General features: G+C 54.8%; 26 protein-coding genes and 2 pseudogenes. 23 read left to right on the forward strand and 5 right to left on the reverse strand.

Features of this window, described 5'->3' with window-relative positions; genetic code table 11:
* Positions 1-101: 101 nt before the first annotated feature.
* A complete protein-coding gene (locus LG52_RS05705) occupies positions 102-1,073 on the forward strand; it encodes a YbgA family protein (protein ID WP_044731223.1) in 972 nt (323 codons plus the stop codon).
* Positions 1,074-1,162: 89 nt separating this feature from the next.
* Here LG52_RS05705 and LG52_RS05710 read toward each other — a convergent pair whose 3' ends face one another.
* Positions 1,163-1,432, reverse strand: coding sequence for an excalibur calcium-binding domain-containing protein (locus LG52_RS05710; RefSeq protein WP_044733113.1), 270 nt, complete (start codon positions 1,430-1,432; stop codon positions 1,163-1,165).
* A 127-nt stretch (positions 1,433-1,559) separates the two neighbouring features.
* Between LG52_RS05710 and LG52_RS05715 the strand changes: the two genes are divergently transcribed.
* From LG52_RS05715 to thiE, 8 genes are all read left to right on the forward strand, one after another.
* On the forward strand, positions 1,560-2,396 hold the full coding sequence (locus LG52_RS05715; protein WP_044731224.1) for an HAD family hydrolase: 837 nt from the start codon (positions 1,560-1,562) through the stop codon (positions 2,394-2,396).
* A gap of 174 nt (positions 2,397-2,570) precedes the next feature.
* Positions 2,571-4,253: a long-chain fatty acid--CoA ligase gene (locus LG52_RS05720; RefSeq protein WP_044731225.1), complete on the forward strand. Its 1,683-nt coding sequence runs from the start codon at positions 2,571-2,573 to the stop codon at positions 4,251-4,253.
* Complete coding sequence (locus LG52_RS05725) at positions 4,253-5,233, forward strand: phosphotriesterase family protein (protein ID WP_044731226.1); 981 nt, start codon at positions 4,253-4,255, stop codon at positions 5,231-5,233. The genes LG52_RS05720 and LG52_RS05725 overlap by 1 nt, the downstream gene beginning before the upstream one ends.
* Before the next feature lie 385 nt (positions 5,234-5,618).
* Entirely contained in the window at positions 5,619-7,298 is a 1,680-nt protein-coding gene (locus LG52_RS05735; protein WP_044731228.1) for a DUF6044 family protein, read from the forward strand.
* Position 7,299: 1 nt separating this feature from the next.
* Positions 7,300-8,322 carry a glycosyltransferase family 2 protein gene (locus tag LG52_RS05740; protein WP_044731229.1) on the forward strand — a complete coding sequence of 341 codons (1,023 nt, stop codon included), beginning with the start codon at positions 7,300-7,302 and terminating at the stop codon, positions 8,320-8,322.
* 172 nt (positions 8,323-8,494) lie between these two features.
* Entirely contained in the window at positions 8,495-9,304 is an 810-nt protein-coding gene (gene thiM, locus LG52_RS05745) for a hydroxyethylthiazole kinase (protein WP_044733114.1), read from the forward strand.
* 18 nt (positions 9,305-9,322) lie between these two features.
* On the forward strand, positions 9,323-10,123 hold the full coding sequence (gene thiD, locus LG52_RS05750; RefSeq protein WP_044731230.1) for a bifunctional hydroxymethylpyrimidine kinase/phosphomethylpyrimidine kinase: 801 nt from the start codon (positions 9,323-9,325) through the stop codon (positions 10,121-10,123).
* A 5-nt stretch (positions 10,124-10,128) separates the two neighbouring features.
* On the forward strand, positions 10,129-10,794 hold the full coding sequence (gene thiE / locus LG52_RS05755; RefSeq protein ID WP_044731231.1) for a thiamine phosphate synthase: 666 nt from the start codon (positions 10,129-10,131) through the stop codon (positions 10,792-10,794).
* Positions 10,795-10,883: 89 nt separating this feature from the next.
* On the opposite strand, the gene LG52_RS05760 is transcribed toward thiE, so the two are convergent.
* Positions 10,884-11,879 (reverse strand): acyltransferase family protein, encoded by a 996-nt coding sequence (locus LG52_RS05760; RefSeq protein ID WP_044731232.1) that lies wholly within the window; start codon positions 11,877-11,879, stop codon positions 10,884-10,886.
* A gap of 125 nt (positions 11,880-12,004) precedes the next feature.
* Here LG52_RS05760 and LG52_RS05765 point away from each other — a divergent pair, with 125 nt between their 5' ends.
* The 4 genes from LG52_RS05765 (at position 12,005) to LG52_RS05780 (ending at position 13,368) form a co-directional block, all read left to right on the forward strand.
* Entirely contained in the window at positions 12,005-12,166 is a 162-nt protein-coding gene (locus LG52_RS05765; protein ID WP_231584422.1) for a hypothetical protein, read from the forward strand.
* On the forward strand, positions 12,167-12,346 hold the full coding sequence (locus tag LG52_RS05770) for an H-type small acid-soluble spore protein (protein ID WP_044731234.1): 180 nt from the start codon (positions 12,167-12,169) through the stop codon (positions 12,344-12,346). It begins immediately after the preceding gene.
* Between the two features lie 108 nt (positions 12,347-12,454).
* Positions 12,455-12,625, forward strand: coding sequence for a twin-arginine translocase TatA/TatE family subunit (locus LG52_RS05775; protein WP_011231011.1), 171 nt, complete (start codon positions 12,455-12,457; stop codon positions 12,623-12,625).
* 167 nt (positions 12,626-12,792) lie between these two features.
* The gene (locus LG52_RS05780; protein WP_044731235.1) at positions 12,793-13,368 is read left to right on the forward strand and encodes a YitT family protein; all 576 of its coding nucleotides are present in this window, start codon (positions 12,793-12,795) and stop codon (positions 13,366-13,368) included.
* A gap of 227 nt (positions 13,369-13,595) precedes the next feature.
* On the opposite strand, the gene LG52_RS05785 is transcribed toward LG52_RS05780, so the two are convergent.
* Positions 13,596-14,957, reverse strand: coding sequence for a S8 family peptidase (locus LG52_RS05785; protein WP_044731236.1), 1,362 nt, complete (start codon positions 14,955-14,957; stop codon positions 13,596-13,598).
* A 188-nt stretch (positions 14,958-15,145) separates the two neighbouring features.
* On the opposite strand from LG52_RS05785, the pseudogene LG52_RS05790 reads away from it, so the two are divergent.
* Both LG52_RS05790 and LG52_RS20095 read left to right on the forward strand, forming a co-directional pair.
* Positions 15,146-16,135: pseudogene (locus tag LG52_RS05790) on the forward strand (electron transport protein); the annotation flags it as partial.
* 102 nt (positions 16,136-16,237) lie between these two features.
* On the forward strand, positions 16,238-16,378 hold the full coding sequence (locus LG52_RS20095; RefSeq protein WP_197072012.1) for a hypothetical protein: 141 nt from the start codon (positions 16,238-16,240) through the stop codon (positions 16,376-16,378).
* A 75-nt stretch (positions 16,379-16,453) separates the two neighbouring features.
* On the opposite strand, the gene LG52_RS05795 is transcribed toward LG52_RS20095, so the two are convergent.
* Both LG52_RS05795 and LG52_RS05800 read right to left on the reverse strand, forming a co-directional pair.
* On the reverse strand, positions 16,454-16,810 hold the full coding sequence (locus tag LG52_RS05795) for a hypothetical protein (RefSeq protein ID WP_044731237.1): 357 nt from the start codon (positions 16,808-16,810) through the stop codon (positions 16,454-16,456).
* Between the two features lie 44 nt (positions 16,811-16,854).
* Positions 16,855-17,958, reverse strand: a complete 1,104-nt coding sequence (locus LG52_RS05800; protein WP_044733116.1) for a histidine kinase N-terminal domain-containing protein — start codon at positions 17,956-17,958, stop codon at positions 16,855-16,857.
* A gap of 224 nt (positions 17,959-18,182) precedes the next feature.
* Between LG52_RS05800 and cysK the strand changes: the two genes are divergently transcribed.
* The 8 genes and pseudogenes from cysK to LG52_RS05840 all read left to right on the forward strand — a co-directional run bounded on the left by cysK (position 18,183) and on the right by LG52_RS05840 (position 26,620).
* The gene (gene cysK / locus LG52_RS05805; protein WP_044733117.1) at positions 18,183-19,106 is read left to right on the forward strand and encodes a cysteine synthase A; all 924 of its coding nucleotides are present in this window, start codon (positions 18,183-18,185) and stop codon (positions 19,104-19,106) included.
* Positions 19,107-19,240: 134 nt separating this feature from the next.
* Positions 19,241-19,675, forward strand: a pseudogene (locus LG52_RS05810) (AbrB family transcriptional regulator); the annotation flags it as partial.
* A 48-nt stretch (positions 19,676-19,723) separates the two neighbouring features.
* Complete coding sequence (locus LG52_RS05815) at positions 19,724-20,362, forward strand: Bax inhibitor-1/YccA family protein (RefSeq protein WP_044731239.1); 639 nt, start codon at positions 19,724-19,726, stop codon at positions 20,360-20,362.
* 184 nt (positions 20,363-20,546) lie between these two features.
* Complete coding sequence (gene hyi / locus LG52_RS05820) at positions 20,547-21,344, forward strand: hydroxypyruvate isomerase (protein ID WP_082056115.1); 798 nt, start codon at positions 20,547-20,549, stop codon at positions 21,342-21,344.
* A complete protein-coding gene (locus tag LG52_RS05825; protein WP_044733119.1) occupies positions 21,344-22,249 on the forward strand; it encodes an NAD(P)-dependent oxidoreductase in 906 nt (301 codons plus the stop codon). The genes hyi and LG52_RS05825 overlap by 1 nt, the downstream gene beginning before the upstream one ends.
* A 245-nt stretch (positions 22,250-22,494) precedes the next feature.
* Positions 22,495-23,817 carry an FAD-binding oxidoreductase gene (locus LG52_RS05830; RefSeq protein WP_044731240.1) on the forward strand — a complete coding sequence of 441 codons (1,323 nt, stop codon included), beginning with the start codon at positions 22,495-22,497 and terminating at the stop codon, positions 23,815-23,817.
* Complete coding sequence (locus LG52_RS05835) at positions 23,817-25,178, forward strand: (Fe-S)-binding protein (RefSeq protein WP_156135627.1); 1,362 nt, start codon at positions 23,817-23,819, stop codon at positions 25,176-25,178. The genes LG52_RS05830 and LG52_RS05835 overlap by 1 nt, the downstream gene beginning before the upstream one ends.
* The gene (locus tag LG52_RS05840) at positions 25,175-26,620 is read left to right on the forward strand and encodes an FAD-binding oxidoreductase (protein WP_044731242.1); all 1,446 of its coding nucleotides are present in this window, start codon (positions 25,175-25,177) and stop codon (positions 26,618-26,620) included. The genes LG52_RS05835 and LG52_RS05840 overlap by 4 nt, the downstream gene beginning before the upstream one ends.
* Position 26,621 lies beyond the last annotated feature (1 nt).

A 26,621-nucleotide genomic window follows, 5' to 3' on the forward strand; every position in this document is an offset into this window, starting at 1 on the left:
GATTTTTTGAATGGCTCAATGAAATCGGCATTCATGACAGTCACTCATTTGATTGGTTACAATAACAAAGAGAGATGACGGAACGAGAAAGGAGAAGAAAGATGCATTACGCCATTCCAACAGTGGTGGTCAGCGAGTGCCTCGGGTTTTCCGCTTGCCGGTATAACGGCGACATCATTCACAATCCGTTTATATCTCGTTTAGCCGCGTTTGCCCGGCTTGTTCCTGTATGCCCCGAAGTGGCCATTGGTCTTGGGGTTCCGCGGGAGACGGTTCGGCTTGTGAAACACGGCGAGGAAAAGCGGCTTGTGCAGCCGTCGACAAATCGAGATTGGACGAAGGAAATGAAGGCATTTGCCACCTCCTTCTTCGACCAAATCGAAGAAATCGATGGATTCATTTTAAAAAGCCGTTCTCCGACGTGTGGCATCAAAGATGTAAAAGTGTATGGCAATGCTGACAGCAGCATGGTCATCGAGAAAGGAGCAGGGCTGTTCGCCGATCATGTATTTCAACGCTTTCCCCAAGCGGTTATTGAGGAAGAAGGACGCTTGACGAATGCAGCCATTCGCGAACACTTTTTGACAAAGTTGTTTTCGCTCGCCTTATTTCGTGAAGTGAAAGCGGAGCGGTCCATGAAAGCGCTCGTGCAATTCCATTCTGAGCATAAATATTTATTTATGGTGTACAGTCAAACGTGGTTGAAGAAGCTTGGCCGCTTGGTGGCGAACCGTGAACGCCTTCCGGTTAAGCAGGTGCTGAAGTTGTATGAGCAGGGATTGCATGCCTTATTTGCCCGCGCTCCGCAACGCCGTTCCCATATCAATGTTTGCCAACATGTGATGGGCTATTTCAAAAAGGAGATGTCAGCGAAAGAAAAGCAATATGTATTGGAACTGTTGGCGCAATACCGGGCGCAGCAACTGCCGCTCAGCAGTGTGACAAGCGTCTTGAAATCGTGGGCCATTCGCGAAGAAAACGATTATTTGTTGCAACAGCGGTACTTCGCCCCGTACCCGCCTGCTCTCTTAGATGTCCGCGATTCGGGCAAAGGAAGGGAAACGGCGGTGTGAGCGATCGCTCATTCGAAGAAAGCAAAAGCCAAAGGGTGATTCGGTTGGCCCTTTGGCTTTGAACAAGATGGAGAACAAAGGGCGAAAGACTATCGTTCGCAGGCGATCCCATCTTTATCTCGATCCAGTCGTTGATTGGCATCGTATAATGCTTTCGATACGTAAGGCTTATATTTGGTTTTTCCTCCTTTGTTTTTGACAGAGGAGGAGCGGGCTACGCCCCCTGGATAATCTTTGTTCAGCGCGGTGCAGTTTGGATACGTTTTGATTTTGGCTGCCGCTTCGGCCAGGCGGAGCGAGTCAAAGGAAAAGCTGGCTGCGAGTGCAAGGGAAAGGACAAGCGAGATCACGAATCTCATCATGTGTTCCCCCCTCTTTGCAAAATGATGGCAAGCTTTTCTAGAATCATATTTTGCCATATTTGCGTTCGTTCATCAACCAAAAGCGGACAAGCAAACGGTGACGGGCCAAGAAAGGGGAAACAGTATGCACGGAGCAGACATTAAAGCGATCGTCTTTGATTTGGACGGAACACTATACGAGGAAACGGGGCATTTTGATTATTACGCCGAGCAGGTGGCCAAACGGCTTTGTGAAACAGATCGGCCGCGGTTTTGGAACGATTACCGCGCGGTGCTCGCCGGACGCCATCCGCTTCGCATCGGCGTTGTGTACGATACAAAGGAAGATTTGATTTTACAGCTCGAAGAAGGAAATGTTCGCGAAGCTCGCCGCTGGAGCGGCGAGCCGTTGACGAAGCTGGAGATCGAAACGGTTTACACGAAGCCGGTGGCGGTCGACTTGGACCGCTTTTTCAGCATCGGCGACCTTTGGTGGGTTCCAAGCTCGATCGGCCGCCATTACGGATTGGCTAATGCGGATACATATGCGGCATTTTTGAAGACGCGCGAATGGATGATGGGGCCGGAATTCAAAATGAACGGGGCGCCGGGGTTGGCGGAGACGCTCACCGAGTTGCGTAAAAAAGCGGCTCTTGTGTTGATGACGAACAGTCCGGAGCCGGACAGCGAAGCCATTTTGCGGAAGCTGGGGTTGGCGGATGTATTTCACCATAAAATTTTCCAAGCTGCCAAACCGATTAAAACGGCCGCCCATTTGGAAGCCATTCGGGCGCGTTTTGGCGTCGATTACCGACAAATGCTTTGCGTGGGGGACAATGTTGGCAATGATATCGCTCCGGCCCGTCGGCTCGGCTGCCGGACGATGTTGGTCGACACCTATGGCTTGGCGAAACAAGGGGATGCAGATTTCATCGTCGCTTCGACGTCGGCGTGTGTGCCGGTGCTGCGCCGCCTGTTGTAGGCGGTGTATTTTTTTGTTTTGTATATTCGGAAAATTATTGAAAATATTCATGAAAGCGTGTACAATAAAAAACACCCGGCTATATACCAACCGGTCAGTAAAAAAAGCTATCCAATGCTGCTTGCGCGGCGGTTGCCGCATTGAACGATCGCGTGAAAAGGAGGAGGGGGCGGAATGAATACGAGACATTACCCGTATTGGCCGAAACGGCTCTCGAAAACGCTGGCTGTGCCGGAGACGACGCTGGTCGACCATTTGGAAACAACGGCAAAGCGCTACCCGAACAAAACGGCGATCTATTATTACGGAGCTGCGTACTCGTACAATGAGCTGCTTGATGACGTCAACGCGTTGGCCGGCTATTTGCAGCAAAAGCTGTCCGTCAAGCCGGGCGACCGCGTGCTCTTGTACATGCAAAATTCTCCGCAGTTTGTCATCTCCTACTATGCCATCTTGCGTGCTGAAGCGATTGTCGTGCCGATCAATCCGATGAACACCTCAGAGGAGCTTTCCTTTTACGTGAACGATTGTGAGACGAAAGTCGCCCTCGTTGGGCAGGAGCTGCTTGACAAAGCAGCCCCGCTCCTTGACCGGACGCCGCTTGAACAGATCATCGTCGCTGCTTATTCCGACTATGCATCCGACGAATCGCCGGTGGCGCTTCCGGCGGAAGTGGCAACGCCGCGGCGGGCCATTGGGGATGAGCGCGTTCTTTTATGGGTGGACTGCCTCGGCGCCCAATTGCCGCCGCTTCCATACAACGGTCATGTCGATGACATCGCCGTCTTGCCGTACACGTCCGGGACGACCGGGGTGCCAAAAGGCTGCATCCACCCGCACCGGACGGTGAACGCCAACATCGTCGGCGCCTACCACTGGGGCGATGTGACGAGCGATTCGGTCGCGTTGGCAACGCTGCCGTTTTTCCATGTCACGGGGATGGTCCATAGCATGCATACGCCGATTTTCGCCGGCGCCGCCATGGTGTTGATGACGCGCTGGGATCGGGACGCGGCCGCCCGGCTGATTGAATTGCACCGCTGCACCCATTGGGTGAACATCAGCACGATGCTCATCGACTTTTTGGCCAACCCGGCGCTTGGCCGGTATGACATTTCCTCGCTTTCGAGTATTTCCGGCGGCGGAGCGGCGCTTCCGGAAGCGGTCGGGGAAAAATTGTTCCAGCTCACCGGCGTCCGTTATTTTGAAGGCTACGGGCTGACGGAGACGATTTCGCAGACGCATTTCAATCCGCCGGACCGGCCGAAATTGCAATGTCTCGGCGTCCCGTCGTTTGACGTCGATGCGCGCATCATCGACCCGGTGACGGGGAGGGAGCTTGGCGTCGGCGAAGTCGGGGAGATCGTCGTCCATGGCCCGCAAGTGTTCCGCGGCTATTACCGGCGTGAAAAAGAAACGGAAGAGGCGTTCATCGAACTCGACGGCAAGCGGTTTTTCCGCACCGGCGACATCGGGCGGATGGATGAAGAAGGCTACTTTTTCATCGTCGACCGCGTCAAACGCATGATCAACGCCTCCGGGTACAAAGTGTGGCCGACGGAAGTCGAGTCGCTTCTTTACAAACACCCGGCCGTCCAGCAGGCGTGCGTCGTCGGCGCGCCGGACCCGCGCCGCGGCGAAACGGTGAAGGCGTTTATCGTCCTTCATGACGAGTATGTCGGCAAAGTGACGGAACAGGAGATCATCGAATGGGCGAAAACGCAAATGGCGGCGTACAAATATCCGCGCCTCGTTGAATTCCGCAAATCGTTGCCGATGACGTCAAGCGGCAAATTGCTCTGGCGGAAATTGCAAGAGGAGGAATATGAAAAAGCAGGGAAAGGGGCGAACGCCTAATGGCAAAGACGGTCGAAACCGTTCTTGGCCCGGTGCCGGTGGAACGGCTTGGCAAAACGCTTATCCACGAGCATTTCCTCTTCGGCTACCCGGGATTTCAAGGCGATGTGACGCGCGGCCCGTTCCGCGAAGACGAGGCGCTTCGCGTCGCAGTCGAGGCGGCGGAAAAGATGAAGCGGCACGGCATCCAAACGGTCGTTGATCCGACGCCGAACGACTGCGGGCGCAACCCGGCGTTTTTGCGGCGAGTCGCTGAAGAGACGGGGCTGAACATCATTTGCGCCACCGGCTATTACTACGAAGGGGAAGGGGCGCCGCCGTATTTCAAATTCCGCCAGCTGCTCGGGACGGCGGAAGACGACATTTACGACATGTTTATGGCTGAGCTGACCGAGGGCATTGCCGATACTGGAATCAAGGCGGGTGTCATCAAGCTCGCTTCGAGCAAAGGGCGCATCACCGAGTATGAGAAACTGTTTTTCCGCGCCGCCGCCCGCGCGCAAAAAGAGACGGGCGCAGTCATCATCACTCATACGCAAGAAGGGACGATGGGGCCGGAACAAGCCGCTTATTTGCTTGAGCACGGCGCCGATCCGAAAAAGATCGTCATCGGCCATATGTGCGGCAACACCGACCCGGACTACCATCGCCGGACTCTTGAGCACGGGGTGTATATCGCCTTTGACCGCTTCGGCATCCAAGGGATGGTCGGCGCGCCAACAGATGAGGAGCGGATTCACACGCTTCTTGCCCTGCTTCGCGGCGGATATGCGGATCGAATTATGCTTTCGCATGATACGGTCAACCTTTGGCTCGGCCGTCCGTTTGAACTGCCTGGGCCGTTTGCCGAGATGATGAAAAACTGGCATGTCGAGCATTTGTTTGTGAACATCATCCCCGTGCTGAAAAACGAAGGAATCAGTGACGAAGTGCTTGAGCAAATGTTTATTGGCAATCCGGCGGCGTTGTTCTCGGCTTGACGCCGTTTGTAAGGTCGGTAAAAACCGCGCTTTCTTCAAAATCGTTGTTGCGAACGAGCGGAAAAGCGGTTGTTTATCATCCTAAACCGAGAAGACCTCCCACTTCCACGCGTGAGCGTAGGTGGGAGAGCGTTCAAGAGCGAAATCTCCATGGTCCGAGCGTTTTTTCGTTCCATCACCAGCTTTTTGGGCAACGTTGTGTTGCATGCAAAAGGCTGATCGAAAGGTGAATAGACGAACAGAAAATCGCCGTCATCCGGCTTCATCCGGCCGACGGCGGTTTTTTGTTTGGATTGGAGTCCGTTTTTCTCCATTCCCATGAATAATTTTCCTGTTTGGTTGAACAATAAAGAAAGACAAGAGCCGGGCGAAAGGAGGAGAAAAGGTGCCGGCCATCGAAAAGCGACTCCTGTTCTTCTCTTTCGTTGTCATCGCCTTGTACGTGTCGCCGTATTTTGTGCTTGGCGAGGATGCGCATATGCGCGTCCACGACAATTTGGATTCAAACATCGCCTGGTATAAGGTGCTCACTCGAAGCGGTGAGCTGTTCGGACCGGTCGATGGCGTCATCCCGCAAATCATCAACGGCCTGCCGCGCAACGCGTTCGGCACAGAATTCAGCGGCATCGTTTGGCTTCACGCCCTGTTTCCATCCATTTACGCCTATGGGCTCAGCCAAACCGCAACCCGCGCATTTGCGTTCATCGGCATGTATTTGCTGCTGCGAAAACATGTGTTGCCGGGCGAGCGCTGGGGATGGATTCGCATCGGCGCTTCGTTGACATTTGCCTTGACGCCGTTTTGGCCATCGGGAATGTTAAGTACGCTTGGGATGCCGTTTGCGCTTTGGGCGTTTTTAAACATTCGGGGCGGCGAGCGTTCATGGGTGAACTGGGCGGTGTTGACGCTCTTGCCGCTCTATTCGAGCTTCGTGCTTGGATTTTTCTTTTTCTTGAGCGCGCTTGGGGTTTGGTGGCTCATCGACGTCATCCGCGGCAAAGGATGGAATTGGCGTTTTTTTGCAGCGATCGCCTACATGACAGCTCTCTATTTGGCGGTCGATTACCGGCTTGTCCATTCGCTCTTGTTTTCCGATGAGCCGACAAGCCGCGACGAATATTTCCACGCCCGCCTGCCGCTTTGGCGCGTCATCCGGTTGACGTTCAAAAACTATGTGTTCGGCCATACCCACGTCATGACCGTGCATGGGCTCGTCATTTTACCGGTGACGCTCGTTGCCTTGTATTTTGTTTGGAAGCGGAAAAGCTGGCGGCAAGAAAAACTGTTTTTGATTTTGCACGGGTTGAACTTCGCGTTGTCGACATGGTATGCGTTTTGGTTTTACAAAGGATGGCTGCCGCTCACCGAGCGGTTCGATTTGCTCGATAAGTTCAATTTCGCCCGCTACCATTTTTTGCGGCCGATGGTGATTTACGTCTTGTTTGCACTGGCGCTGAAAATTTTTTGGCAGGAAGGCCGAAGGTGGCGGGCGGTCGGCGAGGCGGCCATTGTCTTGCAGCTTGTCGTGCTTGCTTTATGCAATGAGGAAATCGTCTACCGCGACAAGCCGTCGTTTCGCGAGTTTTACGCGGAAAAGCAGTTTGCCGCCATTCGCCGCTATATCGGCCGCCCGGTGCATACATACCGTGTCGCCAGCATCGGCATCCACCCGGCGATCGCTCAATACAACGGCTTTTACACGCTCGATACGTACAACAACTTTTATCCGCTCGAATACAAGCATCGGTTTCGCCGCATCATCGCCAAGGAGCTCGCGAAAAACAAAAAACTGCGCCAGTATTTCGATGAATGGGGCGGGCGCTGCTATTTGTTCGTCGATGAGCTGGGCAAGCGGTATATGTTTCAGAAAAACTCGAAGCGGACGATTCGTAACTTGGAATTGAACACAAACGTGTTTTATGACATGGGCGGGCGCTACATTTTCTCAGCGCTGCCGATTGAAAATGCCAGCGAAAACGCCTTGAGCCTTGAGCGGGTGTTCCGTTCAAAAGAGTCCGCGTGGACCATCTATTTATACAAAGTCGTGCCGGAGGGAGGAAGGTGATATGTTCGAACCGACGTTGGCCATTGTTGTGCCGTGTTACAACGAAGAAGAGGTGCTGCCGGAGACGATCCACCGCTTGCGGGAGCTGCGCGAACAATTGATCGAAGAGCAGCTTATTTCATCCAACAGCGCGCTTTTGTTCGTCGATGACGGCAGCCGTGATGACACATGGAAGATCATATACAAAGCGAGTTTGCGCCACCCGGAAGTGAAAGGGCTGAAACTGGCGCATAACGCGGGGCATCAAAACGCGCTGCTTGCTGGGTTGTTCGCTGCCAAAAGGCATGCTGATTGCCTCATTTCGATCGACGCCGATTTGCAAGATGATGTGGCGGCGATTCGGGAATTTGTGCAAAAGTTTCGCGAAGGCTATGACATCGTTTACGGCGTGCGCCGGCGACGCGATGCCGATACGTGGTTCAAGCGCCATACGGCGCAGTGGTTTTACCGGCTGATGAAAGCGTTTGGCGTCGATCTCGTTTACAATCACGCCGACTATCGCCTTATGAGCCGGCGCGCCGTGGACGCGCTTGAACAGTTCGGGGAAGTGAACTTGTTTTTGCGCGGCATCGTCCCGCTTTTGGGCTTCCGGTCGGCGACGGTTTATTATGACCGAAAAGAGCGGCTGGCCGGGAAAACGAAATATCCGCTGAAAAAAATGATCGCCTTTGCGCTTGACGGCGTGACGTCGTTCAGCGTCACCCCGATCCGTTTCATTTCGCTTGTTGGGTTTCTTTCGTTTGCCGTCAGCTTGATGTTTGGCGTCTATTTTCTTTTTCTCAAATGGGTCGGGCATACGGAAACGGGTTGGACGTCGCTCATTACGTCCATCTGGCTGTTAGGAGGCTTGCAGCTGATGGCGCTCGGGCTGATTGGTGAATATATTGGGAAAATTTACAAAGAAACAAAACGACGGCCGCGCTATATCATCGATTTGGATTTATGGAACTGGCCGCTGCCGCAGCGGCTGTCGCAGGCGGCGCCGTCCGAAGAGGGAGGGGCGGCCGAATGGACGCGTTCGTAATGGAACAAAAAGGGAGGTGCGCTTTGGCGGCCGCCTTTTTTCTTTGTCTTGCAATTCAAAAAAAGAAAGAGTAGACTGATGGATGGGGAGAATGGATCATTCCATTGGTCGAAAATACGGCGAAAGTCATTGTATGGCCGGCGAAAAGGCTTGGAAAGGGGAGAAACCGGAAATGGCCAATTGGCATGAATGGGCGGAACTGCTCGAGCGGGTAAGAGAGGAGAATCCGCTCGTCCATAATATCACGAATGTCGTTGTGACGAATTTTACGGCAAATGGGCTGCTTGCGCTTGGCGCTTCGCCAGTGATGGCGTATGCGAAAGAGGAAGTGGGCGAGATGGCGAAACTCGCTGGAGCGCTTGTCCTCAATATTGGGACGTTGAATGACAAAGAGGTAGAAGCGATGCTTATCGCCGGCCAGGCGGCCAATGAAGCCGGGGTGCCGGTCATTTTCGATCCGGTCGGGGCCGGGGCCACGCGCTACCGGACGGAGACGGCGCGCCGCATCGCGGAAAAAGTCAAGCTCGCCGTGATCCGTGGCAATGCGGCGGAGATCGCCAACACGATTGGTGAAGCGTGGGCGATTAAAGGAGTGGACGCCGGCGAAGGAAGCGGCGATCGAGTGGCGTTGGCCAAACGGGCGGCGGAGCAGCTCGGCGCCGTTGTCGCGATTACTGGAAAAGAGGACGTCGTTGCGGACGGACAGACGACGTATCTCATTCAGAACGGCCATCCGTTGCTGACGAAAGTGACCGGGGCGGGATGTTTGTTGACATCGGTCGTCGGAGCGTTTGCGGCCGTTGAGCGCGATGCGGCGAAGGCGGCGGTAGCGGCGCTCACGTATTATGGCGTTGCGGCCGAACAGGCGGCGGCCAAAGCCGGGGAGCGCGGACCGGGCAGCTTCCAGATGGCGTTTTTGGACGCGTTGGCGTATACAAGCGTCGATGATGTCAAACGGTATGGCCGGGTGGAACAACGGTAAAAGGGGAGGAAAAACACGATGGTGTACAAAGCGTTGACGATTGCCGGGTCGGACAGCGGCGGCGGCGCCGGCATCCAAGCCGATCTCAAAACGTTCCATGAGCTCGGCGTCTTTGGCATGTCAGCGATCACGGCGGTGACGGCGCAAAACACACTTGGCGTGCAAGGCGTCTACCCGCTGTCGGCGGAAGCAGTCGCCGCCCAGATCGAATCGGTGGCCGCCGATTTAGGCGCGGATGCGGTGAAAACCGGCATGCTCTTTAGTGCCGAGATCATTTGTACGGTTGCTGAACAAGTGAAAAAACAGAAATGGGAGCGGCTGGTCGTCGACCCGGTGATGATCGCCAAAGGCGGTGCTCCGCTGTTGCAAGAGGAAGCGGTGGCCGCTTTGAAAGAAGAGCTGTTGCCGTTGGCGCTCGTTATTACACCGAACATTCCGGAGGCGGAAGCATTGACGGGCGTTGCCATCCGCACGATGGATGACCGCCGCGAAGCCGCGCGCCTCCTCCACCGGATGGGCGCCCGCTATGTCGTCGTAAAAGGCGGCCATGACGATGATGGCGAAGAAACCGTCGACTTGCTGTATAACGGCAGCGAATTTTCCTATTTTAAAAGCAAGCGAATTGACACGCGCCATACGCACGGAACCGGCTGTACGTTTGCCTCGGCAATCGCCGCTGAGCTGGCGAAAGGGCGCCATCCTGCTGATGCTGTGGCGACGGCGAAGACGTTTGTGCAATCGGCGATTGCCCATCCGCTCGGCATCGGCCAAGGCCATGGGCCGACGAACCATTGGGCGTACCGCCAATACGGAGAGTGAGAACGATGGCGCGCATCGCGAGCCGTGAAATGAAGGAGCGGCTGGCTGTTTACTTCATTATGGGAAGCCAAAACAGCGAACGTCCGGCCGCCGATGTGCTGAAAGAAGCGCTTGACGGCGGTGTGACGTTGTTTCAATTCCGCGAAAAAGGGTCGGGCGCTTTAAAAGGGGCGGACAAAGAGGAGCTCGCCCGGCATCTGCAACGCCTTTGCCGCGCTTATGGGGTGCCGTTTATTGTCAACGATGACGTCGAGCTGGCCCTCGCCATTGATGCCGACGGCGTCCATGTCGGTCAAGACGATGAGGACGCGCGGCGCGTGCGGGAAAAAATCGGCGATAAAATTTTGGGCGTTTCAGCGCACAACGTCGAAGAAGCGATGGCGGCCGTTGAGGCGGGCGCCGATTACCTCGGCGTCGGCCCGATTTACCCGACCAGTTCGAAAGAGGATGCAAAGGAAGCGCAAGGACCGGATGTTCTCCGCCGCCTGCGCGAAGCCGGGATTGCGATTCCGATCGTCGCCATCGGCGGCATTACGGCAGGCAATGCGAAAACGGTCATTGAAGGGGGAGCGGATGGGGTGTCGGTGATCAGCGCCATCGCTTCGGCTCCGTCGCCAAAGGCGGCGGCCGCCGCCTTGGCGGAAGCGGTGCGGGCAGCCCGCGCGCGCTGAATGGAAAAGTTGGTTTCCATTTGTAGGCAAAGCGCCATAATGGGAAAAGGTGTCCCGTTGATATTTCGGGACACCTTCTTTTTGGACTGCTAGGTCATTGTCTGCCGCCAGTTCGGCCATCGCCATTCCAACAGCGGCCGCACGAGCCGGACGACCGGCTTGCTTCCAAGGATGAGCATCATGGCGACCGACAGTGCAAGCAGAAGCGGATAGCCGTGCACATCCATAATAAAGTCTGGGAATGGCGTCTCGTGCAAATATTTTAAAATAAACCCGTGCAAGATATAGATGTAAAACGTGCGCGCCCCGAGCACAGAAAAGGAGAAGCGACGGCTCGGGATGAGCGACAAAAAGCCGAACATCATGAGCAGGCTCGCCCCATAAATGGCGAGGCGGCTCGCAATGCCGGCTGATTCCGAGACGCCGAGCGTATCGTACGATTTCGAGCCGTACAGCCAATCTTGCGGCAAATCGGGAAACCCGAAATGGATGGCGAAAAACATGCCAACGAGCACCGCAAGCGAAACAAGGCGCACTGGGGCGGCAAACAAGCGCTCGATCACCGATTTTTTCGTGAAAAACCCGAGCAAAAAGAACGGGAAAAACGTGAGCGTCCGCGACAAGCTCAGCCATTTTTCCGCTTCCATCATCCCGCCGGCAAGGCCGAAAAGAAGCGCCATCGGCAATGCGATCCGCTTTGGCAGCCGGCCGAACCATAACAGCAGCACGTTCCAGCTGAACAGGCTGAGCAAAAACCATAAACTCCAATGCGAGGTCAATAAGTCAAGTTCCAGCGACTGTTTGTCATACAGGAAGAAGTAGTAGATCGAATACAGCAGCTGGAACAGAACGTACGGGATGAGCAATTTTTTCATGATCTTTTGCAAGTAGCCGTGCTCGTGGAATTTTTTTGCAAAATAGCCGGAAATGAAAATGAACGCCGGCATGTGGAAAAAGAAAATCCACGTATACAAGCTGTGCACCCATAAGACGCCGTCAATGTACGGGCGCAGAAAGTGGCCAAACACGACGAGGAGCATGAGCGCGCATTTTGCGTTGTCAAAATAATAGTCCCGCTCCTTCATAGTGTTTCCTCCTTTCTGTACACACCAATTCGAATCATACTCCTTCTTTTTGAGGGAGTCAACGCAGGAAACGAAGCGATGGGATGTCCGCTGTCATCAGTTTGCCAAAGAAAGGTGATGGTTCGGTGAAAAACGATCGGCGCGAAATGGACGATATGACGCAGTTGCTTGAAATCATCAACACCAAAGGAGATGAAGGAGAGCTTCGCGAGATCGTCTGCAACGACGAGTTGTTTTGGAAAAGCTTGCGGGCGCAGGCGGAGGACAGTGCGAAAGGAGGGGGGTAAATGGAACTGTTGCGGGCGAAGCGAATTGCTGAAGCTGGGGAGATCGTTCCGGTGATGTACAAAGGGAAACAAGTGGTGATTCAGCACGTCGATGATGAGCGCGAAATGGTTCGCGTTTATTTCACTGATGAGTCGGAACACGAACAAGACGTACCGGTGCGACTGCTTGAGGAACAATGAGAGCTGTGCAAATTGTCGCCGTTTTGTCAAGGGAAAGACGATGACACCGTCCGTTCTTCTATGGTATAATGTTTCAAGAAACGACGCTTGAACATTGGAGTGACAAACATGAACATCGGCTTTGGAGAAATTGCGCTCATCGTCTTTTTCGCTTTGCTCATTTTCGGACCGAAAAAGCTGCCGGAGTTAGGACAAGCGGCCGGGAAAACGTTGCGCGAATTTAAGAATGCGACAAAAGGCATCATCGACGATGACGAGACGACAAAAGCGCAAAAATAAGAGGTTGGGCATAGAGGCCTGGCCTCTTATTTTTGTGTTTCGTTCGCGATCAGCCATTTCCTCCGCGATGCGGCAAAAAAGAGACAAGCTCTGTCAAGGGGCGCCATATACATATATATGGAGGCATGTTGGCTCGTTGGGATAAGCCGTGGCGGAGGGGTTTCGTGATGATCAAAAAAATGGCGGCGGTGATTGTCGGCAGTCTGCTTCTTGGCGTCGGCATCAATGTCTTTTTCGTCCCTCACCATTTGCTTGATGGAGGGATGATCGGGCTCGGGCTGATTGCCAAATACGTGTGGCACGTTCAGGCTGGGTTGACGATGATCGTCTTAAGCGTTCCGCTTTATGTAGCCGCATGGTTTTACTACCGCCCGTTTTTTTACAACAGCTTGCACGGACTTTTATTTTCCTCATGGATGATTGACGTATTGTCCGTTTTGCGCGGCGTGATCGTGTTGGATCCGCTTCCAAGCGCGGTCATCGGCGGGGTGCTGGTCGGCGCGGTCATCGGCTTGATGCTGCGCGAGGAGACGAGCACGGGCGGGACCGATCTGCTCGCCCAGTTTATCGCTAGATGGACGAACTGGAACGTCGGGATCATCATTTTTGTCATTGACGCCGCCATTATTTCAGCTGGAAGCATGATCATCGATTCAGTGCCGTTTGTCCACTCGCTTGTCGTTGTCACGGTCGTCGGGGCGGTGACGACGATGTTGACGCGCGAAAAAACGATGGGGGTATAGCTCGAATCCCCATCGTTTTTCGTTTCAGCAGATAGGCGCTCCTCTATGGGAATGCGGCACCGCTTGCCGACGCGGACTGCTCGTCACTGAAGGCGCCGTTTCCAGCTGTTTGCTGATTTGATGCTGTGGGGGAGTTTTAACGTTGTTCCCACAGGGGATGAGAATCTTGTCCGTTTGATCTTTCCCAGCGAAGGGTTCCCCAATGCCATCGGCGGAAGGAGCATCGGTTATCGCTTAGCCAGCTCGAGCGCGCGATAGACATTGATGAGCCCGTAGCCATAATACGGATCTTTTCCTCTCTCCCCCAAATCGTCAGCGCTTTCGAGAATAATGTCGCGCACTTCATCGTTCGAAAGCTGCGGGTTGATGGAGCGGATCAAGGCGGCGAGCGCGGTGACGTGCGGCGCGGCCATCGATGTGCCGGAAAGCGCGGCGTACCGGTGGCCGGCAAACGTGCTGGCGATGTTCGTTCCAGGCGCGACGACGTCCACATAGTCGCCGTAGTTGGAATAAAGCGCATAGGAAAGATCAGGGTTGACAGCCCCAACGCTGATCACTTCTGGATAGGCGGCTGGAAAGCTCGCCTGCGATGTGCTGTCATTGCCGGAAGCGGCGACAAGCACGACATCATGAGCGTCGGCGTAGCGGATCGCTTCTTCGAGCACTGAGGACGGTTGGTAGTTGCCAAGGCTTAAGTTGATGACTTTTGCCCCGTGGTCGACCGCCCAGCGGATTCCTTTCGCTACATCAATGCTCGTTCCGTAGCCGTCGGCGTTCAACGCTTTGACTGCCATGATCGGGTTGAACCATGTCATGCCGGCGACCCCTTCGCCGTTGTTCGGCTGTGAGGCGATGATGCCGGCGACATGGGTGCCATGGCCGTTTTCGTCAAGGGGCGAACGGTTGTCTGCCAACACGTTATATCCGGTGATCAGGCGCCGGGCTAAATCGGGATGGGTCAAATCAACTCCGCTGTCGATGATGGCGACAGCTACATTCCGCTGGCCGCGCGACAGCGTCCACCCCTCTTCCGTATGAATGGCCGGCAAGTTCCACTGGTAGCGGGTGTAAAACGAATCGTTCGGCAACAACGCTGGCTTGTTCCACTCATTTTGCATGTAAATGTAGTGCGGTTCGCAATAATCGACCATCGGAAGAGAGCGGAAATAGCGGCGCAACTCTTCGTACGTTTGCCTGCGCGAACGGAATACAAACGCGTGATCGACCTGCTTGATGAGCTGGCCGGCGATGGCTGCCTCCATTTGTTTCAAGCGGCTTTCGGACGGCAATGCCCGAAAGCGGACAGCGATCTCATTTGAAAAATAATGACTTCGATCGCCGCGGCGATTATGGAGGATTTCCCGAATGCGCGGGTGCTCGTTCAGCTGCTGTTTCAGCTGCTCGCCTGCACTTAGGCTGTCCAACGCGACAACGGTTGGATGGGTGGGTGCGACCTCGGCGTCAAACGGCTTCAGCCGCGGCGGAGCCGGGGCGTTTTCTTCTGGAGCCGGTCGCCCCAAGGCGGCTGCGGCGACGAGTAGAGCAACAACCGCGCTGGCCGCGGCCCATATTCGGTATCGGCGTTTCACGCTGTTCACCTCCTTCGTTGTTAGGATGAGCGAATGGCGGGCAAATCATGAAAAATGGGATTCCCCTGCAGAGGGCGAATCCCATTTGTACGTTCAGCGGCCGACCGATTGCATACAGATGCAATTTGAAGTTTTTACATTTGCGGCTTTTACCGAGCATTTGATCGACTGTCGGGAGACCGAACAACGCCGCTTTCAGCAACAACGTGCATGCGCAAAACGCCGATTCGCTCGCGCAGGCGGAAATTAGCCAAGAACTGTTTGGCATTGACAAAGAAGTGTATATTGGCACGATTTTGCAAAACGCCGCCCATCCGCGGTTTCGCTATCAGCCGACGACAAAGGAGAAACCGTCCGCCTTTTTCGCGAAAGTCGACCCGACGCCGAAAACGGTTGGCGTCAACCAGCTTGTCGCCCCGCCGCAGTTTCCGAAAGTCTCGCTTGCCGCTCCGGACGGGCTCGTCGTCAGCGAGCCAGGCTACCGTTTTAATGAGCAAAACAATGCCGTGGCCGCTTGGCAAAATACGCTCAATCCTCCGCCGCCAAACGAACGAATCAACGAGGAGAGGGCGGCGAGAGGAAGAGAGGTGTTTGTCCGCGCCGGTTGCATCCGCTGTCATGCCGGGGCGTATTTAACGAACAACCGCGTCATCGCTGCCAATGTGATCGGCACCGAGCCGTCGCGGGCCCAGGCGCTGAAAAAGACAGAGAACGTGTTCGGGGAGGCGGTGATTTACGCTCCGAATACGCCGGTGCCGATTCCGAAAGGAGCGAAAGTATTGAAAGTGCCGACCGATCATTTAGACCCGGAACAAATCCGGCTTGCTTTCGCCCACGGTGATTCACCGGGGGGGTATAAAGTGCCAAGCCTCATCGGGCTTGCCTGGAGCGCCCCGTACTTGCACGATGGGGGTGTGGCCGTCGGGCCGAACGGGGAACTTGGGCTTTCAGATACGGTTGGAAAAGGCGTTGCTCCTGATGCGCGCAACAGCTTACGGGCGTTGATCGACCGGACATGGCGCCAGCGCGTCATTGCCGCGAACGCTGCCGATCCAGCTTTGAAGGCAGTGCATGTGACGGGCGCCGGACATGGGTATTGGATCGACTGCCAGGCCGGATTCACGAAGGAAGAGCAAGAAGCGGTATTGGACTATTTGTTGTCGCTCACCTCGCGCTGACCGCATCGTGCGTCGTTTATTCTGCGCTCATGCCGCTGGGAATAGTTCCCTTGCAACGCTGTTATAAGACGGCTCACACTAATAGGCAAGGGAGGGAAAGCGATGAACGAAACATGTTTTTACTGTCAGTGCGAGTGCGATGACAAGGTGCATTACGTATCGTTCCATACGAATGGCGAAGAACGTGAAGAGGCGCTTTGCCCAGAATGTTACCAAGAATGGCTGCAGGGCATGAAAGGTTGACCTTTCTTCCTGCTTTCGTTTCGCTCGGAAGCGGGGCTTTTTCGCGAAATGATGATGAAAAAAACCGCACCGTGGTCAAACCGGTGCGGTTTTTTGGGACAGCGGCGGAGTGGCGATGATGTCCGACAAATCGCCGTCTTCGTCATAGGCGCGGTAGACAGCGGCTTTCGTACGCGGAGCATGGACCGATAAAAAGAGAATGCGCTCCTTGCCTTCGCGGGCGACTTTCGTTTCCATTTTCAATGACACTCCGTTTATCGTGAGCGAGTAGAACCGGTACGTCAAGCCAAGCCACGTGCGTTCTGACCGAACGGTATCCGGATGATGGCGGATGAACGCAGCGAGCTCGGCGAACGAATGCATTTCCCGCTCGAGCCATTCACGGATGGCGTTTGCCGCCTGCTCCAACCAACTTTTCCAAGACGTTTTCATCGGCATCACCTTTTTTCATCCATCATGCCCATTTCCGCTGTTCATTATACAGGGAGGCGGATGGAAAACGTCGTCACGTTGTCATCGGAAAAACAGCAGATGTCTCCACCGTGATCTTCGATGACTTTTTTGCAAATGTATAAGCCGATGCCGGTTCCAAGCTTTTTCGTCGTAAAAAACGGCTCGAAAATCGTTTCTACAATGTCGGCCGGAATCGACGGACCGTTGTTGGCGATTTCGATGATGATGCTTCCGTCTTGGCAACGGGCGGCGATGTTGATCCGCCGCGGTTTTTCCTTCTCTTTCACCGCTTCGATCGAGTTGAGCAAAATGTTCACCAGCACCTGGCGCAGCTGATCTTTATAGGCAAATATATGTATGGATTCATCGATCGCCACCGAAAGGTCGACATCACTGTCGACGATCGTGGCGTATAAAAACTCGATAATTTCCTCCAACAGCTGGCGCAGCGAAAACATTTCTTTTTCGCTTTCAACAATTTCTTTGCGTGAGGCATGCAAAAATTGTGAAATGCGAAATTTCAGCTGTTGCAACTCATGGTCGATAATGTCTAAATAAGGAAGATGCGGATATTCAAATTTCAATAATTGAATAAAACCGATAATAGCCGTAAGCGGGTTGCGAAACTCATGGACAAAACTCGATGACATTTGCCCAAGCAACGTGAGCCGGTCTTGATGAGACTTGGCGATGAGCGTGTTTTTTTCATGCAATTCTTTTTCTTTTAGCTCATTGTATTTTGTGACAGCATGAAACAAAAATTGGTCAAACAGCTCGTTCAAATGGTCGATGAGCGGGGCCAACTCTGTGACCGACAGCGGCGCGGCCAGCGCGTGGTTGATGACGAGCCGCCGCCCGAGGTTGACGTTGTAGACGAGGGCGCCGATGCCGGCGTTCATTTCCGCCCGCTCTTTGGCGATTTTGTTGGCTAACCGTTCGATCGTCTCGCCGGATAGCGACTGCAGCAGGGCTCCTTTGACGAGCTCAAATACTGCTAAGCCGTTTTGTTCGACGCAGTCAATGTATTTGTCATCGTTGGCGATTTTCATATGCTGCCGCCAATAGGCGAGAAAGTTCGGCAAATGGGCTTCTAAATGGGTGACGAGCTGCTGTGCCGCAGATGCCAAAAAAGCCACCTCGCTTTCCATCGTTTATCTTTTATTATAAGGGGGAAGATCGGACTAGAACAGGGGAAAAATCGCAATCGGTCCGGCCGAACGAACGTCCTTTTGCTAAAAACGATCCAAAAACACCTGGTGTTGCGGGCGGGACAGACTGTTTGAACGAAAAAAGAAAAATCATTTATAATGAATGAGGCAAACAAATATTTTGCAAAAGGTTGGGGACGATCGTGAAATTGTATGACTCGATTTTAGATTTGATCGGCGGCACGCCGATTGTGAAGTTGCGGCGCCTTCCTGATCCGAACGGCGCGGATGTATATATGAAGCTTGAATCGTTCAATCCGGGCGGCAGCGTCAAAGACCGGCCCGCTTGGGAAATGATCCGCCGCGCCGAGGCGGAAGGGAAAATTGCGCCTGGAAAAAGCACGATCATCGAACCGACGTCCGGCAACACCGGCATCGGCCTGGCGATGGTGTGCGCCGCCCGCGGCTACCGTTGCATCATTACAATGCCCGACAACGCGACGGTCGAACGGGTGAAAATTTTAAAGGCGTACGGAGCCGAAGTCTATTTGACGCCGGCGGAGAAGCGGATGCAAGGGGCGATTGATGAGGCGAACCGGCTCGCTCACGAAATCCCTGACAGCTTTATCCCGATGCAGTTTGAAAACCCGGCCAATCCGGATGCGCATCGGCATACAACAGCGGTGGAAATTTACGAAGCGTTTGACGGGCGGCTCGATGCGTTCGTGTTAACCGCCGGCACCGGCGGGACGGTGACCGGAACAGGAGAGGAGCTGAAAAAGCGCATTCCGAATTTGCGCATTTACGTCGTCGAGCCGTACGGCTCGCCCGTCTTGTCGGGCGGCAAGCCGGGGCCGCACAAAATTCCTGGCACCGGTCCTGGTTTTATTCCGAAAATTTTAAACCGCTCGATTTACGACGACATTTTTTTGATTAAAGATGAAGACGCCCAGCAGATGGCCCGCCAGCTCGCGGCGAAGGAAGGCATTTTCGTCGGCGCCTCCGCGGCAGCGAGCGCTTATCACGCCATCAAAGTGGCGAAACAGCTGCCAAAAGGAGCGCGCGTCCTTTGCATGGCGCCCGATTCCGGCGAGCGGTATTTGTCATCCGATTTATTCGCTGATTGAGCGGACGGCTCATGGGCGAAAAAAATCGAGCTGTTGGCTGCACTGTCCGCCCTTTGCCATGCATGGGAAGGCAAGCATTCCTCTCCGCCAAAAAGGAGAGGAATGTTTTTGTTTGGGTATTTCGGCCCTGGTCATTGCCGGCGCTGTTGTTGGACGTGGCGCAAATCGCGATGGGGGCTTACCTCGGTTTAATGCTTAAGCCAGCCCGCATCGCAGAAAAGGGAAGAGTCATGCTGGCGGCTGTGGCAACCGGGTTGGCGCTCATTTTGTTTTCCATGGCTTCGGCGTTTGTGTTAACGGCTCTGCACGGTGTGCCGTATTTGACGGCGTTCATCGCCTTGGCGCCGGGGGGCATGGATCAAATGGGAATTTTGGCGCAGGAAGCAACTGCCGACCTTGCCGTTGTGACAAGTTATCAAATGTTCCGCATTTTTTTCATTTTGCTTGTCGTCCCGCCGGTGTTGAAAAAATGGTTTGCCGCCCGCTGGTTTCGATGGATCGAACGACGGACCATACATCATGGTGGACGGTCCATGCAGTCTGCGTCAATCAAAAAGAAAGGGCTGTGACAAGAAACAAATATATGTTAAACTAGAAAGAAAAAGGAGGGGGTTGCCATGAACCATTCGACCGTTTATCGTCCGCATAGCCCAGTGGCAAAATTGGCGGTTTCCTTTTTAGCGGCGCTGGCCGTCGCGACGGCGGGGCTGTATGCCGGGCAATGGGTGCCGGTGGGGATGTATTTGCCGCTTTATGCTCTTGAACTGATTTTGCTTCTTGTTATGATTTTCGCCCGCAGCAAAAAAGCGGTCGGCTATCCGCTCATGTTTGCGTTTATGTTCGTGTCGGGCGCGACGCTCTATCCGTTGATCGGCTATTACATTTCCGTCATCGGCGCCTCGGCGGTGTTCAAAGCGTTCGCATTGGCGGTCGTGTCGTTTTCCGGCGTCGCCATTTATGCGGCGAGAACGAAGGAAGATTTTTCGTTCCTCGGTGGCTTTCTCATGCTCGGGGCGTTTGCCTTGCTCGGCTTGCTCATCATTCAATGGTTTATCCCGTTTTCAAGCGTCGGGCAAATGGGGATTGCCGCGTTAGGGATTTTGATTTTCCTCGGTTTTACGATTTACGATATTAACCGCTTGGCCCGCTATGGCTTTACGGAAGCGGATATTCCGATGATTGTCGTCAATATTTATCTTGATTTCATTAACTTGTTTGTTTATATTTTGCGCTTTTTCGCCAGCGATGAGGACTGAGCGTCAAAAAAGGGCTGCCCCAAAGGGAGCAGCCCTTTTTCCATGGCAGAGGCACGGATCAAAGCGGCAAGTCGAAATGGTGCGGCTGTTTTTTACGGCACTAAAGATGAAACGCGGTGAGGCAGGAATCGGCAAACGGTGGAGCGAATATAGAGAAAGAAATGGAGAAGAAAGGGGCCTCATGATGAAATTTGCCGTCAATGTATCGACGATTTTCACGGAAGCGCCGTTTCTCGCCCGGTTTGCCAAGGCGAGGCAGCACGGGTTTTCGCTCGTCGAGTGCCAGTTTCCGTACGCGGCGGCGCCTGAGGCGATCGTCGGTGAACTTGAAGAATGCGGGCTGTCCCTTGTTTCGATCAACTTGCCGGCCGGCGATTGGGAGAAGGGGGAGCGCGGGCTCGCCATCTTTCCTAACCGTCATGATGAATTTCGGCGTGCACTAGAGGAAGGAGTGCGTTATGCGCTCGCGCTCGGTGCACCGCATCTTCATTGCATGGCCGGAGTGTTGCCAAGGGACTTGCCGCGCGAGCGGGCGAAGGAGACGTATATGCGCCGCATTGACGAAGCGGCGGCAACGCTTGCTGTTCATGGCTTGACGCTGACGATTGAACCAATCAATCCGTTCGATATGCCCGGCTACTTTTTAACCGATATTGACGAAGCGGCGGCGATTGTCCGCGATCTCGGCAGGACGAATGTGAAATTGCAATATGACGTTTATCATATGGCTCGGCTTGGGCGCGATGTGACGGCGACGTTTGCCGCCTACGCCCCGCTCATCGCGCATGTGCAATTCGCTGACGCCCCCGGGCGGCATGAGCCGGGGACGGGAGGGCTTCCGTATCGCGAGATTTTCGCATTTTTGCAAGAGTGCGGCTACAATGGAGCGATTGGCCTTGAGTACATTCCGTCAGGGGAAAGCAGCGAAAGCTTTTCTTGGTATGATGAATATCGGAGCGGCACGAAAGGAGGTGACCGATGATGACCCGAATCGGCTTTATTGGGTTGGGTGTAATGGGCTCGCGCATGGCCAGCCGGTTGCTTGAAGCGGGATTCAACGTCACGGTGTACAACCGCACGCCGGAAAAAGCAGCGCCGCTTCTCGAACTCGGCGCTCGGCAGGCGGAGACAGTTGCGGCGCTGGCCGGCGAATCTGACGTCATTTGCACCTGTTTATCAATGCCGGATGATGTGATCGACGTATATACGGGAGAAGGAGGCGTCCTTAGCACGGCCCGTCCGGGGACGATTTGCCTTGATTTTACGACCGTCGGTCCGAAAACAAGCCGGTTTGTCGCTCGGCGCGCCGACGAGCACGGCGTCGCCTATTTGGACGCGCCGGTGAGCGGCGGTCCGGAAGGGGCGGAGCAAGGGGCGCTGACGATCATGGTCGGCGGAGCGAAAGAAGCGTGGGAGCGGGTGCGTCCGCTGCTTAGCGTGTTAGGAAAAACGGTTGAGTATTTAGGGGAAAGCGGCGCGGGCAGTGCGGCAAAAGTAATTAACCAATATTTGGTCGCCGTTCATTCTGTCGCTGCAGCGGAAGCGATGGTCGCCGGCACTGCCTACGGGCTTCATGCCGGGAAGCTGTATCGGCTGTTAAAAGAAAGCTATGGAGACAGCCGGATGCTGCGCCGCCATATGGAGCAGTTCGTGTTGCCGCGTCAATTCGCACCCGGCGGAGCGGTCAAATACGTACATAAAGATGTGCGCTTGGCGAATGAGTTGATGGACGGAGTCGGGCTCGGCCGATGCCTTGGTGCCCAAGCGGAAGAAGCGTTCGCCGAAGCGATCGCCGCAGGCCTTGCCGATTTGGATATGTCAGCGGTGATCCAGCCGCTCGAGCGGCGGGTCGGAGTGGTGGTAAAAGAGACGGAATGGACAAAATAATCATCAAATTCTAAAAAATTCGTTGAAAAAATGGGTGAGCGATGGTTTAATAGAAGTAGCAGGGAGGGTTGGCCCCAAAGGTTGTTTTGAGCTAAACCACTGTATATATGACGCTGTTCAGAAAAGGTGTCCCGATTCTTTTGGGACACTCTCCGCCTGATGAAGAAAACGGTTCGAGCGGTTCGCTTTTTTTTTACAGATAAAAAGAAACATTGTTTCTTATTGTGAAACGGAGGAGGGCGCTCATGCTTTCATTGACATGGATTGAGGAGCTGCAGGCGTTTTTGCATCCAGAACAAATCAAACGGAATGAATCGTTCCACCCCCTCGGCAATGATGGGGCGGTGACCGTCTATCCGCAAACAGAGGAAGAAATCGCTGCGGTGCTCCGCTATGCCGACCGCCATGGCAAAAAAGTCGTCATCGCTGGACGCGGCACAAAACGGGGGTTTGGCGGGCAGCGGGAGCAGGCGGACATTTTGCTGTCGTTGGAACACTATGCCGGCATTGTCGAACATGCGGCCGCCGATATGACCGTTACCGTCAAAGCGGGGACGGTGTTCGGCGATTTGCAGCGCGCGCTTGCTCCGTATCGGCAAAAGGTCGCCTTGGACCCGTTTTGGCCGGACGAAGCGACGATCGGCGGGGTCATTGCGGCGAACGACAGCGGGCCGAAGCGGCTTGGCTACGGGTCGGCGCGCGATTCGGTCATCGGCTTGCGCATCGTCTATCCGAACGGGACCGTCATCCGCTCCGGCGGCAAAGTGGTGAAAAACGTCGCCGGCTACGATATGAACAAGCTGTTCATTGGAGCGATGGGGACGCTCGGCGTGCTGAGCGAGATTACGTTAAAACTCCGGCCGCTGGCGAAATATGAAAGCGTTGTGTTGTTGTCGTTTCCAAGCGGCGATGTTCATGACATCCGTTCGTTTGCTGTTTCGTTCCTTGACACGATGATGGAGCCGGTTTGTTTTGAACTGTTCAACCCGACGCTTGCTGAACGGCTGACGGGACGGCCGGTCTATACGCTTGCGATTGGGTTTGAAGATGTGGAAAACGCCGTCCATTACCAAGAGCAATGGGTCGAACGGCTGCGGCCGAAAGCGGCCGAGATGGCCGTCTTGGCTGGGGAAGAGGCGGCGGCGTTTTGGCGGACGTTTAATACGGTTGCGCCGAACGGGCGTCTGGCGCAGGCGGAAAACGGGATTGAAGCGGCAGTGAAAATCGGCGTCGTCAACCTGGATGTGCTCTCCATCTTGCGTGAAAGCGTTTTAATTGCTGACCGCTGCCATGTCCGCATCGAGGCGCACGGCGGGTTGGGCCACGGTCTTTGCCAGGCGTATGTGCACGGCAGCGAAGAGGGGGTGTTGGCCGCAATGGAGGAGCTGCGCCAAACGGCGGTTCGCTTGGGCGGCTACGCCATCGTGAAACATTTGCCGTTTTCGCTCCGCCAACGCATCGACGTCTGGGGCGGAAAGCCGTCGTACTTTTTCTTGCTCGAAGGCATTAAGCGGAAAATCGATCCGAACAAAACGATCAACGATCAACGCTTTATCGGGGGGATTTAATGATGAGCACGATGACGAATGAACGGGCGGACAGCCCGGCGTGTGCGACCGTAAGTCTTGGCAACTATCGTTTTCCCGATTTGCCTGACCCGAGCAAGTGGGCGGATTGCGTCCATTGCGGCATGTGTTTGGAATCATGCCCGACGTACGAACAGACGGGTGAAGAACAGCACTCCCCGCGCGGCCGCGTTCATCTCATGAAGTCAGTCGGCGAGGGGAAGCTTGAGTTGACGCCCGATTTGCTCGATCCGATTTTTACATGCTTGGATTGCCGCGCCTGCACGACGGCTTGCCCGGCCGATGTCGATGTCGGTGGGCTCATTGAACAAGTGCGCGGCCAGCTTCGCCAGGCGGTGCCGCTTGCCGGTTGGAAAGCGCTTGTCAGCGGCGTTTTCTTAAAAGGCATTTTTCCGCATCCGTCGCGCCTCGATTGGCTCGGCCGCCTGCTGAAACTGTACCAAAAAAGCGGCTTGCAGACGGTGGCGCGCAAAGCCGGACTGTTGCGTGTCATGCCCGATCACTTGGCTGAGATGGAGGCGATTTTGCCAGCGGTCGGTACGCCGGTGCGGAGAAAGTATAAACATCAGCCGCTCATTAAGGCGAAGGGGGAAACGAAACGGACAGTCGCCATTTTGACCGGCTGCGTCATGGACGTGATGTTTTCCGACATTAACGAAGCGACGATCCGCGTATTGACCCATAACGGCAACGATGTCGTCATCGTTCCGAGCCAAACGTGCTGCGGCGCGCTTCACGTTCACGCCGGCGACCGCGAAACGGGCCGGAAGCTCGCCAAGCAGAATATCGAAGCGTTTCAAGATGTTGACTATATCATCGTCAATGCTGCCGGCTGCGGCTGCATGTTGAAAGAATATCCGGAACTGTTCCGCAACGATCCGGAATGGCATGAAAAAGCGGAGCGATTTGCCGCGAAGGTCGAGGATGTGTCGAAATTTTTGCATGACACCGGCTTCAAACCGCCGAAAGCGGAATTGAACGTGCGCCTCACCTACCATGATGCGTGCCATTTGGCCCACGGCCAAGGCATCCGCAAAGAACCGCGCGCTTTGATCGAAAGCATTCCGGGGGTGGAAATGGTCGCCATGCCAAACGCAGACCGTTGCTGCGGCAGCGCGGGGATTTACAATATCACTCATCCGGAAATGGCCGAGGCCGTTTTAGAAAGCAAAATGCAAAACGTGCCGCAAGAGGTGGAGCTCATTTCGATGGGCAATCCGGGCTGCATGCTGCAAATGGCGCTTGGCGTCATGAAACATGGACGAAACCAGAAAATCGTCCATACGGTGCAGCTGTTGGATTGGGCGTACCAAAAAGAAGAAGGGAAGGACGTGCGCATATGAGAAAACGGTCCATTGCAACGAACGACCCGCACATTCAGGCGCTCGCCCGCATCGTCGGGGAACGGGCGATTTTATACCGGAAAGAAGATTTGATGGCGTATGACTGCGACGGCTTTACCGTCCATCGCCATTTGCCGAAGGCGGTCGTGTTTCCGACAAGCACGGAGCAAGTGGCGGCGGTCGTCCGATATTGCCATGAACATGATTTGCCGTTTCTCGCCCGCGGCGCCGGCACAGGGTTAAGCGGCGGGGCGATTCCGTTGAATGGCGAAGTCGTCATCAGCTTAACAAGGATGAAGCGGCTGTTGCACGTCGATCTCGAAAACCGACGCGCTGTCGTCGAGCCGGGGTTTGTCAACTTGAAGCTGACGAACTCCGTCGCCCACCGCGGCTATTACTATGCGCCCGATCCGTCAAGCCAATATTGCTGCACGATCGGCGGCAACGTCGCTGAAAACGCCGGCGGCGCCCACTGCTTAAAATATGGGGTGACGACGAACCATATTTTAGGGCTTGAAGTCGTCTTGCCAAACGGCGAAGTGATTGAAATCGGCGGAAACGGCGTTCCCGATCCACCCGGCTATGATTTGCTCGGGCTGTTGACTGGATCGGAAGGGACGCTTGGCATCGTGACGAAAATTACCGTCCGCTTGCTGAAAAATCCGGAGACGAAACAGACGGTGCTCGCCTATTTTGATGAAGTGGAAGACGCGAGCCAGACCGTTTCCGACATCATTTCCGCCGGGATCGTGCCGGCGGCGCTTGAGATGATGGATCAAACGGCCATCGAGGCGGTCGAAGCAGCCGCGTTTCCGGTCGGGCATCCGAAAGACATCGCGGCGCTTTTGCTTATTGAAGTGGACGGCATGTCCGCCGGGATCGACGAACAAATCGACGATATTTTGGCGATTTGCCGACGCCATCATGTGCGTGAAGTGAAAGTCGCTCAGTCGGAAGAAGAGCGGGCCCGCTGGTGGGCAAACCGGAAAACCGGGTTTGGCGCCATGGGGGCGATTTCGCCCGACTATTTAGTGCAAGACGGCGTCATTCCGCGCAGCCGTCTGCCGGAAGTGCTGCGGGAAATCGCCAACATCAGCCGCAAGTATGGACTTAGAATCGCAAACATTTTCCACGCCGGCGACGGCAATTTGCACCCGCTTGTGCTGTTTGATGCAAGCAATCCCGGGGAGACGGAGCGGGCGCTTGCCGCCGGAAGCGAATGCCTCAAGGCGTGCGCGGCGGTCGGCGGATCGATTACAGGGGAACATGGTGTCGGCATTGAGAAAAAAGAAGAGATGCGCTTCATTTTCACTGATGAAGAGATTTTGGCGCAAACAGCGATTCGCGACGTGTTTAACCCGAAAAACTTGCTCAACGCCGGCAAGCTGTTCCCAACGCCGGGGCGGTGTGTAGAGACAAAGATGCCGTCGACAGTGAAATGAA

This window comes from Geobacillus kaustophilus (genome assembly GCF_000948285.1).
Classification (GTDB): Bacteria; Bacillota; Bacilli; order Bacillales; family Anoxybacillaceae; genus Geobacillus; species Geobacillus thermoleovorans_A.